Source organism: Amycolatopsis thailandensis (genome assembly GCF_042723255.1).
GTDB classification, from domain to species: domain Bacteria; phylum Actinomycetota; class Actinomycetes; order Mycobacteriales; family Pseudonocardiaceae; genus Amycolatopsis; species Amycolatopsis thailandensis.
This window is the reverse complement of record NZ_JBHXJK010000001.1, coordinates 89,137-102,606: the sequence shown is the minus strand read 5'-3', so window position 1 is coordinate 102,606 and position 13,470 is coordinate 89,137. Positions and strand designations below refer to the sequence as shown.

Annotated in this window: 10 protein-coding genes; 7 read left to right on the top strand and 3 right to left on the bottom strand. The window is 69.7% G+C overall.

From position 1 onward, the window contains the following. Positions 1-42 precede the first annotated feature (42 nt). The 3 genes from ACFWMR_RS00510 to ACFWMR_RS00500 all read right to left on the bottom strand — a co-directional run bounded on the left by ACFWMR_RS00510 (position 43) and on the right by ACFWMR_RS00500 (position 3,760). Positions 43-894, bottom strand: coding sequence for a class I SAM-dependent methyltransferase (locus ACFWMR_RS00510; protein WP_378375737.1), 852 nt, complete (start codon positions 892-894; stop codon positions 43-45). A 16-nt stretch (positions 895-910) separates the two neighbouring features. Beyond that, a complete protein-coding gene (locus tag ACFWMR_RS00505; RefSeq protein ID WP_378375735.1) occupies positions 911-2,218 on the bottom strand; it encodes a sensor histidine kinase in 1,308 nt (435 codons plus the stop codon). Positions 2,219-2,338: 120 nt separating this feature from the next. Beyond that, the gene (locus ACFWMR_RS00500; protein WP_378375824.1) at positions 2,339-3,760 is read right to left on the bottom strand and encodes a CCA tRNA nucleotidyltransferase; all 1,422 of its coding nucleotides are present in this window, start codon (positions 3,758-3,760) and stop codon (positions 2,339-2,341) included. Between the two features lie 148 nt (positions 3,761-3,908). Here ACFWMR_RS00500 and ACFWMR_RS00495 point away from each other — a divergent pair, with 148 nt between their 5' ends. The 7 genes from ACFWMR_RS00495 to trxB all read left to right on the top strand — a co-directional run bounded on the left by ACFWMR_RS00495 (position 3,909) and on the right by trxB (position 13,436). Continuing rightward, positions 3,909-4,433: an NUDIX hydrolase gene (locus tag ACFWMR_RS00495; protein ID WP_093934219.1), complete on the top strand. Its 525-nt coding sequence runs from the start codon at positions 3,909-3,911 to the stop codon at positions 4,431-4,433. Beyond that, entirely contained in the window at positions 4,430-6,580 is a 2,151-nt protein-coding gene (locus ACFWMR_RS00490) for a DUF6049 family protein (RefSeq protein ID WP_378375733.1), read from the top strand. The genes ACFWMR_RS00495 and ACFWMR_RS00490 overlap by 4 nt, the downstream gene beginning before the upstream one ends. 623 nt (positions 6,581-7,203) lie before the next feature. Further along, positions 7,204-8,940, top strand: coding sequence for a murein biosynthesis integral membrane protein MurJ (murJ, locus tag ACFWMR_RS00485; protein WP_244199919.1), 1,737 nt, complete (start codon positions 7,204-7,206; stop codon positions 8,938-8,940). Positions 8,941-9,060: 120 nt separating this feature from the next. Next, complete coding sequence (locus tag ACFWMR_RS00480) at positions 9,061-10,623, top strand: protein kinase family protein (RefSeq protein ID WP_378375822.1); 1,563 nt, start codon at positions 9,061-9,063, stop codon at positions 10,621-10,623. 200 nt (positions 10,624-10,823) lie between these two features. Further along, entirely contained in the window at positions 10,824-11,483 is a 660-nt protein-coding gene (gene sigM / locus ACFWMR_RS00475) for an RNA polymerase sigma factor SigM (RefSeq protein ID WP_026467183.1), read from the top strand. Further along, positions 11,480-12,265, top strand: a complete 786-nt coding sequence (locus tag ACFWMR_RS00470) for a hypothetical protein (protein WP_378375731.1) — start codon at positions 11,480-11,482, stop codon at positions 12,263-12,265. Before sigM ends, ACFWMR_RS00470 begins: the two co-directional genes overlap by 4 nt. 175 nt (positions 12,266-12,440) lie before the next feature. After that, the gene (gene trxB, locus ACFWMR_RS00465; protein WP_378273572.1) at positions 12,441-13,436 is read left to right on the top strand and encodes a thioredoxin-disulfide reductase; all 996 of its coding nucleotides are present in this window, start codon (positions 12,441-12,443) and stop codon (positions 13,434-13,436) included. Positions 13,437-13,470: the final 34 nt, after the last annotated feature.

The following is a 13,470-nucleotide window of genomic DNA, read 5'->3' as shown; positions in this document are numbered from 1 at the left end:
TTGCACGCGCAACTACCGCATCCAGAGGACTGAACGCGGGATTCAGGAAGCGGTGATGAGCACCGCGGGAGACCACCAGTAGTCCGCGAGCGGCTCGATCCGGATGCCGGTGAAGCCTGCTTCCTTCAGCTGCGAGGCCCAATCGGTGGCGGGCTGTTCCCAGTTCGTCCGGTCGGCCCCCGGTTTGACCAGGCCCAGCAGGACCGGCAGCAGGAACCCCTGCGCGACCAGCGACGCCTCCTTGCCGTACTCCGAGATCCCGCGTTCGTAGCGCGTGACCAGGGAGAACAGGTACTCGTCGGAGTCTTCGTCGTACTCGGGCACGTCGAACTCGGCGAGCACCAGGCAGGAGGTCCGGGGCCGGAGCGCCCGCAGGACCTCGGTGCGCTCCGCGGTCGGGATCGACTGGAGCGCGAAGGTCGACTGCGTCAGCTGCCACTGTCTGTCGTCTTCGCGGGCGAGGAATTCCTGCGCGGTGTTGTCCCAGGTGTGGAGGCCGTGGGTGCCGTCGAGGTGCTTGCGCGTCTCGGCGAGCAGCGCGCTCGACGGCTCGACGAGGTCGATCCGGCCGGGCTGCCGGTCCGCCTGCTCCAGGGCGGGGACGACGGCGAGCCCGTCGCCGCAGCCGAGGTCGAGCAGGGAACCGACGCTGCCGTAGCGCCGGGCGAGCATGACGCTGAGCTGCCGGTAGAGCTTGACGTTCCCCCCGCCGCGGATGAACGCGGTGAACGCGGCGGGCCGGTCGTAGACGTCTCCGCCCCCGCCTTCGGTCAGGTATCGGTGAAGTTCGATGCCGAGCGTGGATCCGGCACGCCCGGCGAGGTCCGCTGCCTTGGCCTGGTCACCGTCGCGGTACGCGGTGAGCGCTTTGACCAGGACGTCCGTTTTCTTCATGTTCTCCTGTTTACCGTCAGAACGGCACCCAGAGGGTGACTCTGGTGCCATTGCCCGGAGCCGACTCCACCCTGGCGGTCCCGCCGACCTCGTTCAGCCGGGCGGTGATGGACTCGCTGATCCCGAAACCGGCGGGCCGGGAGTCGAGGCTGAACCCGGCGCCGTGATCGCGGGTGATCACCGCGACGCCGCCTTCCTGCTCCTCGACGCGCACGACGACCTTGTCGGTCCCGGCGTGCTTGAGCGTGTTGCGCAGGGACTCGCGGACGGCGTCGCGGATGGCGATCTGCCGGACCTCCGAGAGTGTGTCGTCGTCGAGCTCGGCGATCACGAGCTGGGCGCGCAGCCCGTCGCGCGCCATCTCCGCCGCCAGCGACGCGAGCTTCTCGCCCAGCGGCCGCGACCCGGCCTCCGACCGTTCCGAAGCCTCGTTCTCGATCGTCCGCCGCAGCTCCATCGACTGTGCCCGCGCCAGGCGCTGCACCTCGGCGAGCCGCGCGGCCGGGTCGCCCTTGTTGGCCAGCGCGATCGCTTCCAAGGTCTGCAACACGGAGTCGTGCAGCATCCGGTGCTGGCGGGCGCGTTCGGCGATCCGGCCGTTGCGGATGCCGTACGCGAGCGCGAGCCGTGTGCCGAGCCCGATCAGGACGAGGGCGCCGCTCGCGGTGAAGAGGACGCCGAGCATCGACGGGAAGCCGGCCATCGCGTCGCCGGGCGCGGCGTGACCGGTGCCGAACAGGGACGCGAGCATCCGCACCGGGAAGCTGACGACGGCCAGCGCCGCGGCGGCGGGCATCCCCAGCGCCAGCGCCAGCAACGCGACCTCGCCGAGCAGATGTTTGCCCGGCACCGCCATCGCCTCGGTGAACACCGAAGCCGGCACGAGCGCGCCGACGGCCAGCGGCGCGAGCAGCGTGAACGCTAGATCGATCGCCAGCAACCGGACGGCGTGCTGCGGCCGGAACGGCGCCGAACGCAGCATCCACCGGATCCCGTACAGCGAGAGCGCGACCGAGCCGAGAGCCACCAGCCCGACCGGACCGATCCCGACCATGCCGTGCGTGGAGACGTAGACGCCGAAGGTGCCCGGCACCGCGAAGAGCCGGTAGACCAGGGGGATGAGGGCGACGTAGCGGGCGGCCCTGAGCAGCAGGTTGTCGCGGTAGGCCGTGTCGACGGGGCCGTTCATCTGCTGGATCCGGCGGAGCGCCCGCATCGGCGTCGGATCGCCGACCTCGTCGGACAGCTCGCTCGTCGCGGTGGCCAGCGCGGGCGCGCCACGACGCAGCAGCGTCACCAGAAAACTGGACGGCCGCTTCGCCATGGAATTTCCCCCTGCCCGGAGCACCGGCAGGAGTATCTCCGGTTACGCCGTATGGATCCAGAGACCATCGGGGTTTATCTCAGCTGATGACGCCGGAATCCGTGACGAAACGGGCGAACGCTAGCCGCCGATGCCGTTTTCGGCGGCCCACTTCTTCAACTCGGCCACCGCGTCGTCGTGCTCCAGCGGACCGCGGTCGAGCCGCAGTTCCTTCAGGTGCTTCCACGCCTTGCCGACGTCCGGCCCCGGCTTGAGCCCGAGGATCCGCATGATCTCCTCGCCGTTGAGATCCGGCCGGACCCGGTCGAGGTCCTCCTGCGCCTGGATCGCTTCGATCCGCCGCTCGAGGTCGTCGTAGGTCGCCTGCAACGCGGCCGCCTTCTTGCGGTTGCGCGTGGTGCAGTCGGCGCGCACCAGCTTGTGCAGCCGGGGCAGCAGGTCGCCGGCGTCGGTGACGTAGCGCCGCACCGCCGAGTCCGTCCACTCGCCCTTGCCGTACCCGTGGAACCGCAGGTGCAGGAACACGAGCTGACTGACGTCCTGGACGATCTCCTTCGAGAACTTCAGGGCACGCAAACGCTTGCGGGCCATCTTCGCGCCGACGACCTCGTGGTGGTGGAAGCTCACGCCGCCACCGGGCTGGAACTCGCGCGTCGCGGGCTTGCCGACGTCGTGCAGCAGCGCCGCGAGCCGCAGGATCAGATCCGGCTCCGAGGTCGGTTCGTGCGAGGACTCCAGGTCGATCGCCTGCGCGAGCACGGTCAGCGAGTGCTGGTAGACGTCCTTGTGCTGGTGGTGCTCGTCGATCGCCAGCCGCATGCCGGGCACCTCGGGCAGCACGCGATCGGCGAGCCGGGTGTCGACCAGCAGCTCGATACCGGGCCTCGGGTCGGCCGCCAGCAGCAGCTTCGACAGCTCGGTCTGGACGCGTTCGGCGGTGATCCGGTCGATCTCCTCGGCCATCGACGTCATCGCGTCGATCACCCGCGGCGCCGCGATGAACCCGAGCTGCGCGGAGAACCGCGCGGCCCGCAGCATGCGCAGCGGGTCGTCGGCGAAGGACTCCTGCGGGGTCGCGGGCGTGTCGAGCACCCGGTCCTGCAACGCCTGGAGCCCGTCGTACGGGTCGACGAAGGTCTGGTTCGCCAGGTCGATGGCCATCGCGTTGACCGTGAAGTCGCGGCGAAGCAGATCTCCCTCGATGCTGTCGCCGAAGGTGACCTCGGGATTGCGGCCGACGCGGTCGTAGCTGTCGGCGCGGAACGTGGTGATCTCCAGGGTCATGCCCTGCTTCGTCACGCCGACCGTGCCGAAGGCGATGCCGACGTCCCACACCGCGTCGCCCCAGGCGTTGACGATCTTGAGCACCTGGTCCGGCCGGGCGTCGGTGGTGAAGTCGAGGTCGCTCGACAGCCTGCCGAGCATCATGTCCCGGACGCTGCCGCCGACCAGGTACAGGCGGTACCCCGCCTTCGCGAAGAGCTTCGCGAGCTCGTCCGCCAGCGGGGAGATGCGCATCAGCTCGGTCACGGCGTTCTGCATCGCAGTGCTCTTCCCCGCAATCGCCTGCCCGGCGACCACCTTGTTCACGACAATCCCACCACGATTTGGATGTACTTACTACGGTTCGGCCCAACACGGGCACGGAGAGCCAGCGTACCCGTACCGCCGTTTGCTCTAGCATCGCAGCATGTCTGGATCAGCCGGCCGCTCCGGCGCTTCGAAGCCGGGCCGCCGGCGGAGGCGCAGGCGGGGAAGGCGGCTGACCACGGTCGACGAAACGTCGGCCGGCGGTCTCGTCGTCGACGCCGAGCGGGCGCACGCCGCGCTGATCGGGCGGCTCGACCGGCACGGCAGACTGCTGTGGTCGCTGCCGAAGGGCCACATCGAGGACGGTGAGACGGTGGAGCAGACAGCGGTGCGCGAGGTGAAGGAAGAGACCGGCATCTCCGCGCGGGTTCTCGAGCCCCTCGGCACCATCGACTACTGGTTCGTGGCCGAGCGACGCCGGGTGCACAAGACGGTGCACCATTTCATCCTGGAATCCACCGGCGGCGAGCTTTCGGACGAGGATGTCGAGGTGACCGAAGTCGCCTGGGTGCCGCTGGCCGACCTGGAGACCACCCTCGCCTACTCCGACGAGCGCAAGCTGGTCCGGAAGGCCAAAGAACTCTTCGCGCAGCAACAGCACACCGCCGAGGGAGCACCTGAGTGAAGCGGCTTGCCGCCACTGTCCTGTCGATCCTGTTCCTGGCCCTCCCCGCGTTGTTCGGCGCGGTCGCGCAGGCGCAGGAACAGCCCCGGCTGCGCGTGGACCTCGATCAGCTGAACCCCCGCGTGATCACCACGACCTCGACGTCGATCACCGTCACCGGACGCGTCACCAACATCGGCGACCGGCCGATCAGCAAACTGGGCGTCCGGCTTCAACTGGGCTCCCGGTTGCAGAGCGAGCAGCAGATCGGCGACGTGCTCGCGGGCGGCAAGTTCAAGGACCTGGGGGCGACCGAGTTCGTCGACCTCGAACCGGACACCCTGGAGGCGGGGCAGAGCGCCACGCTGAACCTGGCCGTCCCGCTCGGCCAGTCCTCGAAGCTCCAGTTCCCGAAGCCCGGCGTGTATCCGCTGCTGGTCAACGTCAACGGCACCCCGGACTTCGGCGGCCCGGAACGGCTCGCGGCGGTCAGCCTGCTGATGCCGGTGCTCGGCGTCCCCGGCAGGACACCCGCGACGCGTCCGCCCTCGGCGCCGTCGACGAGCCTGTTGTGGCCGATCGCGAACAGCACCGTGCACGTCGTCTCGGCCCCGCTCGGCGGTCCGCTGACCCTGGCCGACGAGCGGCTGGCCGACGAGCTGTCCACCGGCGGGCGGCTGGACTCGCTGGTCGCGGCGGCGCGCGCGGCCGAAGCCGACACGAAGGTCTCGTCGTCGCTTTGCCTGGCCATCGACCCCGACCTGGTCGCGACCGTGGACGGGATGTCCCGCGGCTACCAGGTCGCCGGTGGTGGCGGGCCCGTCCCCGGCAAGGGCGCCGTCACCGCCAAGAACTGGCTCGGCCAGCTGAAGGCGCTGGTCGCGGGCCGCTGCGTGGTCACCCTCCCGTTCGCCGACGCCGACCTCACCGCGCTGACGAAGGTCCGCGCCGGCGACGCCACCGACACCGCGCTCCTGGCGAGCGCGATCGGTGGCGCGACGACGATCAAGAACCTGCTCGGCATCCAGCCGCAGGACGGCGTGCTCTGGCCCGGCGGCGTCCTCGATTCGCAGACCGTCGAAGCGATCGGCAAGGCGGGCGTCAAGACCGTGCTGACCGATTCGCGCAGGCTCCAGTCCGACGCCCCGCTTTCGGGCGGGGTGTCGATCGAAGGGACGGATCTCCGCGCGCAGCCGATCGACACGCTGATCTCGACCGCGCTGAACGGCTCGGGATCCACCCAGAACGGGCTCGGCGCGATCGCCTTCCGGGCCGGGCTCGGCGGGCAGAGCGAGGGACAGCAGCGCTCGCGGCTGCTGATCGCGCCGCCGCGGCACTGGGCCGCTACCGGCACCGAACTCACCACGTTCCTGGAGCGGATGGGCGACTTCTACGCCGCCGGTCTCGCCAAGTCGACACCGCTGCCCGAACTGCTCGGGGAAAGCCCGTCCGGGACGGCGTCGGTCAACTACGACCCGCAGGATCTGACGGCCGCGACCAGCGGCGACGTCACCGCGAAGATGTCCCAGATCGACAACGAGACGCTGGGCCTGTCGTCGGCGATGACGATGGATGCCACCAAACGGGTGAATCCGGCCGACGTGATCGCCCCCGTCCGGCTCGCCCTCATCCGGTCCGCCTCGACGTCGTGGCGCGGCGCGGGCGCGGAGATCGCCACCGGCAACGCGCGCGGTGACCTCGACGCGATCCGCAGCCAGGTGACCGTGGAGCGGCCGAAGCAGACGATCGCGCTGGCTTCCGGAGCGTCGCCGCTGCCCGCGTACATCACCAACGGCCTGCCGGTCGGCATCAACGTCCGCACCGTGCTCAAGAACAACGTGGGCCTGCGCTCCACCCAAGAGGTGCCCGAGCGGACCGTCCCGGCCAACGGCGCCGTCAACCAGCTGCTCCCGGTCGAGGCGCTCCGAGCGGGCCGGTTCAGCGTCGACGTGGCCCTGACCACACCCGACGGGACGAAACTCGGCACCGACGCGCGGTTCGAACTGACCTCGACGGAGTACGGCGCGATCACCATCATCATCACCGTCACCGCGGCGGGCGCGTTGCTGCTGCTCTCGTCCCGCCGGATCTACCGGAGGATCAAGGACGCGCGGACCGATCGGGCGAACGAAACCGCTCCACGTGTGACCGAAGACGCACAGGTTTAAGTGTTTCCGGTCGTTCCCGATTACCCTTGGTCGAAAGGTGCCGCCGGGCATCACGTAGTCGAGCACCGAGGATTGGGCGCACGTTGGAAAGAGAGCCGGGTGTACCGCCCGAGCGTGCAGGCCGTCCCCGGCGCGAAGGCACTCCGCCACCGCCCCGTCGCACCGATGGCCCCCGCCGTCCGGAGCGTCGTCAACCGCCGCCGCAGCAGCTCCCGCCCGAGCGCGGTGAGCGGCCGCGTCGTGCCGCGCCGCCGCCCCAGCAGCCGCCGGACGGCCGTCGCCAGCGGGCCGCGGGCCGCCCCGACGACGAGACCCGGCGGCTGAGGCCGCCCCAGAACCAGGCACCGCCGCGGAACGCGCCACCGCCGACCCGTCGTCAGCAGGTTCCGCCACCGCAGCAGCAGGGCCCGCCGCTGCCGCAGCCGACCCAGAATCCTGCTCCGAACCCTGCTCCGCGCCGTCCTTCGGGGCCGCCGCCGCAGGGGCCGCATCAGGCTCCTCACCAGACGCCGCCCCCGCCGCATCGTGGGCGCCGCCAGCCGCCACCGGTCCGCCCGTGGCAGGTCGACCGGCGCGACGAACCCGACGCGACGCGGTTCATCCCGCGCACCCCCGGCGTCCCGATGGGCTCGCGCTGGCCGGTCGCCGACCCCGACGTCCTCCGCCCGTACGACCAGCTCGCCACGCAGGTCATGCCTGCGATCAAGGACGCGCCGCTGGTCAAACCGCGGCCGGGGGAGACCGGCGAACAAGAGGTCGCCGCCCCGGCGCAGGCGCCGTCCATCGCCAAATCCAGCGGCCGGATGGCGATCGCGTCGCTGATCAGCCGCATCACCGGTTTCGCGTGGAAGCTGCTGCTGGTCGCGGCCATCGGCGCCAAGGTCGAGAACGACTCGTTCAACGTCGCCAACACGATGCCGAACATCATCTTCGAACTGCTGATGGGCGGCGTGCTGTCCAGCCTGGTGGTGCCGCTGCTCGTGCGGTCGCAGGACGACAAGGACGGCGGCGAGGCCTACACCCAGCGGCTGGTGACGGTGGCGGGCACGCTGCTCGTCGTCGGGACGGCGATCGCGGTCTTCGCCGCGCCGCTGATCACCAAGCTCTACGTCGACGACAAGGGGCAGGCGAACCCCGACCTGGTCACCGCTTTCGCGTACCTGCTGCTGCCGCAGATCTTCTTCTACGGCGTGTTCGCCCTGCTCTCGGCGATCCTGAACGCGAAGCACATCTTCGGCCCGACGGCCTGGGCGCCGGTGATCAACAACCTGGTCGTCATCTTCACGATCCTCGTGGTGTGGATCATGCCGGGGGACATCTCCACGAATCCGGTGTCGATCACCGACCCGAAGGTGCTCACGCTGGGCCTCGGCGTGACAGCGGGCATCGTGGCGCAGTCCGTGCTGCTGATCCCGCCGCTGCTGCGGTCGGGGTTCAAGCCCAAGTGGCGCTGGGGTATCGACAAGCGCATGAAGGAGTTCGGCGGGCTCGCGCTGTGGACCGTCGGCTACGTCGCGGTCAGCCAGGTGGGCTACACGATCACGACCCGCGTGCTGACCAGCGGTTCGGAAGGCGGTGTGACCGCCTACAGCAACGCGTGGCTGCTCTTCCAGCTGCCGTACGGCGTCATCGGCGTGTCGCTGCTGACCGCGATCATGCCGAGGATGAGCCGCGCGGCCGCGGACGGCGACCACAAGAAGCTGATCGGCGACCTCTCGTACGCTTCCCGGATCTCGACGGTGACACTGCTGCCGATCTCCGCGGTGATGACCGTGGTGGGCGGTTCGGTCGGTATCGCCCTGTTCACCTTGGGCAAGGGCAGGATCGAGGACGCGACGCGGCTGGGCGAGGCGCTGGCCATCTCGGCGTTCGCGCTGCTGCCGTACGCGCTGGTCATGCTCCAGATGCGGGTGTTCTACGCGATGAAGGACGCGCGGACGCCGGTGCTGATCATGATCGTGATGACCGTGGTCAAGGTGCCGCTGCTGTACCTGTGCCCGGCGCTGCTTTCGCCGGACAACATCGTGCTCGGCGTGATGATGGTCAACGGCCTCACGTTCGTCGTCGGCGCGATCCTCGGTCAGGTCTGGCTGTGGGTGACGCTCGGAAACCTGCGGAGCAAGCGGGTTCTCGGGGTGATCCTCTTCACGGTCGTCGCGAGCGTGCTCGGGGTCGGCGCGGCATGGCTCGCCGGGCAGGTCGTGCCTGACTCGTTCGGGCCTACTTTCCATGCCTGGGTGAAACTTCTGCTGCAAACCATCGTCGGGATCGTGGTGTCGTTCGGCGTGCTCATGGCCCTGAAGGTCGAGGAATTGAAGCCCGCCACGGCGAGGATCACCCGGTTGATCAAGCGGCGATAACGATTCACGCACGGATGGCGCGCGTTCACGGGTCGTATTCTGGGTACCCTCGGGGCGGGAGCTACGCGGGAGAGTGCGGTGGATACGAGACGGAGCGAACAGGCAGGGGAGGCGAGCCAGGTGGGCGTTCGTGCCCAAGGCGGGTCGCTGGCCCCTGGCCGGGTCGTCGGTGACGGCCGGTATCGCCTGCTCGCACAGTTCGGGGTGGACGAGCGGGCGGCGGCGCATCTTTGGCGCGCCCGTGACGGGCAGCTGAAGCGGGACGTGGCGCTGACGCTGCTGGTCGGCGACCCCGCGGACGCGGAGGCCGCGAGGCTCGCGCGCCGGACGCTGGAGCGTGCCGCGCACGCCTCGAAGTTCGGCCACGGCGGGGTCGCGCGCGTCCTCGACGTGCTGAGCCTCGGCAGCGGCGTCACCTCGAGCGAAGGTCTGCTCGGTGTCGTCGTGGCGGAATGGACCAAGGGCAGCGACCTGGTCGACCTGGTGGCGCAGCGCCCGGTGGCGCCGGCCGCGGCGGCCAGGATGGTGCAGGCACTGGCGGAAGCCGTCGATCACGCCCACCAGAACGGCCTCGTCCTCGGCCTCGACCATCCGCAGCGCCTGCGGCTCACCCCGGACGGCGCGCTGAAGCTCGCCTTCCCGGGCCCGTTGCCCGAAGCGACCCTCCGCGACGACGTCAAGGCGCTCGGCGCGGTCCTGTACCTGCTGCTGACCGGTCGCTGGGCCCTGCCCGGCGGTCCGGCCGCGATCCCGGCGGCGCCGCACGCGCCGACCGGACGGGTCATCCCGCCGCGTTCACTGGTCCCGACGGTGCCGGTGGAGCTGTCCTCGCTCGCCGTCCGCACCATCGAGGACGGCGGCCACGGTGGCATCCGCACCAGCGCGGCCATCCTGCGCGTGCTGGACCAGGCCGCCGAAGCCGAGGAACGCACCCAGCTGATCAAGGCCGTCGGCGAGGAAGAGGCCGTCGCCGAACCGGACGGCACGGTCTGGACGACGAAGAAGCCGGTCAAGGACGTCGCGCGGCGCAAGAAGCTGGCGTTCGGCGTGACCGTGCTGGTCGTCGCGACCGTGGTCATCCTCGCCTGGGGCGGGATGATGCTGATCAACCTGTTCCAGGGCGAATCGAAGTCCAGCGGCCCGAACATGAACGTCGCCGCGTCGTCGTCTTCGGCCGCTCCGCCGCCGTCGGGCGAGCAGCCCCCGCCCGCGCAGCAGCCGCCGCCGGGTCCCACCGTGGGGACAGCGGTGAAGCCGTCGGCCGTCGCCGTGTTCAACCCGGGCAGCAAGGGCGACAGCCCCGGCCGCGCCAAGAACGCCACGGACGGCGACCCGGGCACCGTGTGGAAGACCGACGACTACGACGAGCAGTTCCCGGTCCTCAAGAACGGTGTCGGGCTGGTCATGACCTTCAAGGACCCGATCAACCTCAGCCAGGTCAAGATCGACGCGGGAAGCCCCGGCTCGAAGGTCGAGATCCGCTCCGCCGACAAGAAGAACCCGAAGCTCGACGAGACGAAGGTCGTCGGCACCGGGGACCTCGCGGCGGGTGAATCGACCATCGCGTTGCAGCAGCCTCAGCAGGGTCAGTACTTCATCGTCTGGATCACTCAGCTGGGTGAAGATGGCGACGGCAAGTTCGTCACCGAACTCAAAGAGCTGACGTTCCTGCCTGCGGGGTGACGCCGAACACCGGGTCAGTGCCCTCTGGGCGCGCTTTCGGATCGGCGTCGCCGGACCGTGGTTTCCGCTGACCCTCACGAGACCGGTTCGGCGGCCCGCCGCCCCCGATCCGAGCCTCCGGCGAAGACGCGCGCGCGTGTTGTCACCTGGCTGTGCACGTCGCGTTCGAGGGACACGCCCGGGTCAGTAGGCTCTCCCGGGTGACAGCTGCAGCTCCAACGGACGCGGATCTCATAGCGGCGCATGCCGCCGGTGACCCGCACGCGTTCAGTGAACTGGTCCAGCGACATCGAGACCGCATGTGGGCGGTGGCCCTGCGCACCGTGCGGGATCCGGAAGAAGCCGCGGACGCCCTGCAGGACGCCTTCATCTCCGCGTTCCGAGCAGCGGGCAATTTCCGAGCCGAATCGCAGGTCACGACGTGGTTGCACCGCATCGTCGTGAACGCGTGCCTCGACCGCATCCGGCGGGGCAAGGCCAGACCGACCGTTCCGCTGCCCGAGACCGGGCAGTTCAACGAACCCGCCTCGCCGCGCGACTCGATGTCCGAGCGCGAGACGAGCCTCGTGGTCAAGGAAGCCCTCGACCAGCTTCCCGAAGAGCAACGTGCCCCGATCGTGTTGGTCGACGTCGAGGGATACTCCGTCGCCGAGACGGCGAAAATGCTCGGCATCGCCGAGGGCACGGTGAAGAGCAGGTGTGCCCGAGGCCGCGGAAAGCTCGCGAAGGTTCTCGGACATCTGCGGAACCCCGATGCGATTGCGAACGTCCCAACTCACGAAAGCAAACGAGAGCGCGCTACCCCGGAACGGGGTGCCAGGCGTCCTCAGGGCACGCCGGGTGACGGGGAGGGAAGATGACAGACGAGAGCAGGGGGATCGGCGGGACCGTCGGTCCGCCGTGGTCTGTCGATGTGCTCGCCGACCTGCACGCAGGTGTACTGGACGAGCGGGAGGCGGCCGAACTTTGGCCGCTGGTGAACGCCGACCCCGAAGCACTGGCGATCATCGAAGCACTCGAAGCGACCACGGCCGACCTCGCGTCACTCGCGAACGAGCCTGTCGCACCCATGCCGGCGGAGTACGCGGCGCGGATCGACGCGGCACTGGCCGCCGAGATGCGGACGTCGCCTGCCTTTCAGGGCACACCTCAAGGGCAGCAGGCGCAGGTCGCCCCGGTGGTGGACCTCGCGGCCGCACGGCGGCGGCGGAACAAGCGGATCGGCTGGGGCGCCGGGATAGCGACCGTGGCCGCGGCGGCCATCGCCGCCGTCGCGATCGTCGTGCCCACCACCCAGCAGACGACGCCGGGCGGCGTCGCGCAGCCTCCGCCCGCTCCCACCGGCCCTTCGGTCGGCGGTGACGGCAACGGGGCGGAAGCGCTCCTCGGCAAGGCGCTCGGCGTCCGCGACTTCGGCTCGTTGAAGACCGAAGAGAAGCTGGACGCCTGCGTCGAGGCCGCCGGACTGGACCCTGACGTGCGGCCGGAGGGCATCCGGCCGGTGAACGTCGCGGGCAAGGACGGTGTGATGGTGATCTACACCACAGGCAAGCTCGCCCAGTTCCGCATCGTCGCCTTCGGGTCCGACTGCGGCCCTGGCAAGCCATCGGTCCTCTTCGACAAGATCATCGGCCAGAAGTAGCGGTAGCAGCGGTAGCAAAGGTCCCTTGCTCCCCCGGCGACGTCCGGGAGGAGCAAGGGACCTTTGCTGTCGCCTGGGAGCAGGGCAGGAGAAGTAGCGCCGGTCACCCCGGGAACACCGGCCCTTACGATCGTGTTGAGCCTGGTGAACAGGTCACTACGAGCGGAGGTCACGGGTGGCTGCCGAGGAGATCAGGAACCTGATCATTGTGGGATCGGGTCCTGCGGGATACACCGCCGCTGTCTACGCGGCACGAGCGCAGCTCGAACCGCTGGTGTTCGAGGGGACTCAGTTCGGCGGTGCGCTGATGACGACGACGGAGGTCGAGAACTTCCCCGGCTTCCGCGAAGGCATCCAGGGTCCCGACCTCATGGAAGAGATGCGCGAGCAGGCCAAGCGTTTCGGCGCGGACCTGCGCCAGGAGGACGTCGAGTCCGTCGAGCTGACCGGTGACGTCAAGTACGTCGTCGCGAACGGCAAACGCTACGCGGCCCGCGCGGTCGTGCTCTCGATGGGCGCCGCGGCCCGCTACCTGAACGTGCCCGGCGAGCAGGAGCTGCTCGGCCGCGGTGTTTCGGCCTGTGCCACCTGCGACGGGTTCTTCTTCCGTGACCACGACATCGTGGTCGCCGGCGGCGGCGACTCCGCGATGGAGGAGGCGACCTTCCTGACGAAGTTCGCCAAGTCCGTCACGATCGTCCACCGTCGCGAGGAGTTCCGCGCCTCCAGGATCATGCTGGAGCGGGCCCGCGAGAACGAGAAGATCAAGTGGGCGCTCAACAAGCAGATCACCGGGGTCGAGGGTGAGGGCAAGGTCGAAGGCCTCAAGCTCAAGGACACGGTGACCGGCGAGGAATCCCAGCTGGACGTGACCGGGTTCTTCGTCGCCATCGGTCACGACCCGCGCAGCGAACTGGTGCGCGGTCAGGTGGACCTCGACGAGGACGGTTACGTGCTCACCCAGGGCCGGACCTCGTACACGAACCTTCCCGGCGTTTTCGCGGCCGGGGACCTGGTCGACCGCACGTACCGGCAGGCGATCACCGCCGCGGGTTCGGGCTGCGCCGCGGCGATCGACGCGGAACGATGGCTGGCGGAGCACGCCGGCGTCGAGACCGCCCAGGAGACGCCTGAGCTGGTCGGCGGCGGCTACGGCGCCACCACCAACTGACTTTCCCGCACCGGAGTTCACCACCCCCAGGAGG

Excerpts from the sequence above, each read along its gene's own strand:
- murJ (WP_244199919.1), top strand. The coding sequence starts at position 7,204 with ATGGGCTCGCGCTGGCCGGTCGCCGACCCCGACGTCCTCCGCCCGTAC.
- ACFWMR_RS00495 (WP_093934219.1), top strand. The coding sequence starts at position 3,909 with ATGTCTGGATCAGCCGGCCGCTCCGGCGCTTCGAAGCCGGGCCGCCGG.
- ACFWMR_RS00505 (WP_378375735.1), bottom strand. The coding sequence starts at position 2,218 with ATGGCGAAGCGGCCGTCCAGTTTTCTGGTGACGCTGCTGCGTCGTGGC.
- ACFWMR_RS00470 (WP_378375731.1), top strand. The coding sequence starts at position 11,480 with ATGACAGACGAGAGCAGGGGGATCGGCGGGACCGTCGGTCCGCCGTGG.
- ACFWMR_RS00500 (WP_378375824.1), bottom strand. The coding sequence starts at position 3,760 with ATGCAGAACGCCGTGACCGAGCTGATGCGCATCTCCCCGCTGGCGGAC.
- ACFWMR_RS00510 (WP_378375737.1), bottom strand. The coding sequence starts at position 894 with ATGAAGAAAACGGACGTCCTGGTCAAAGCGCTCACCGCGTACCGCGAC.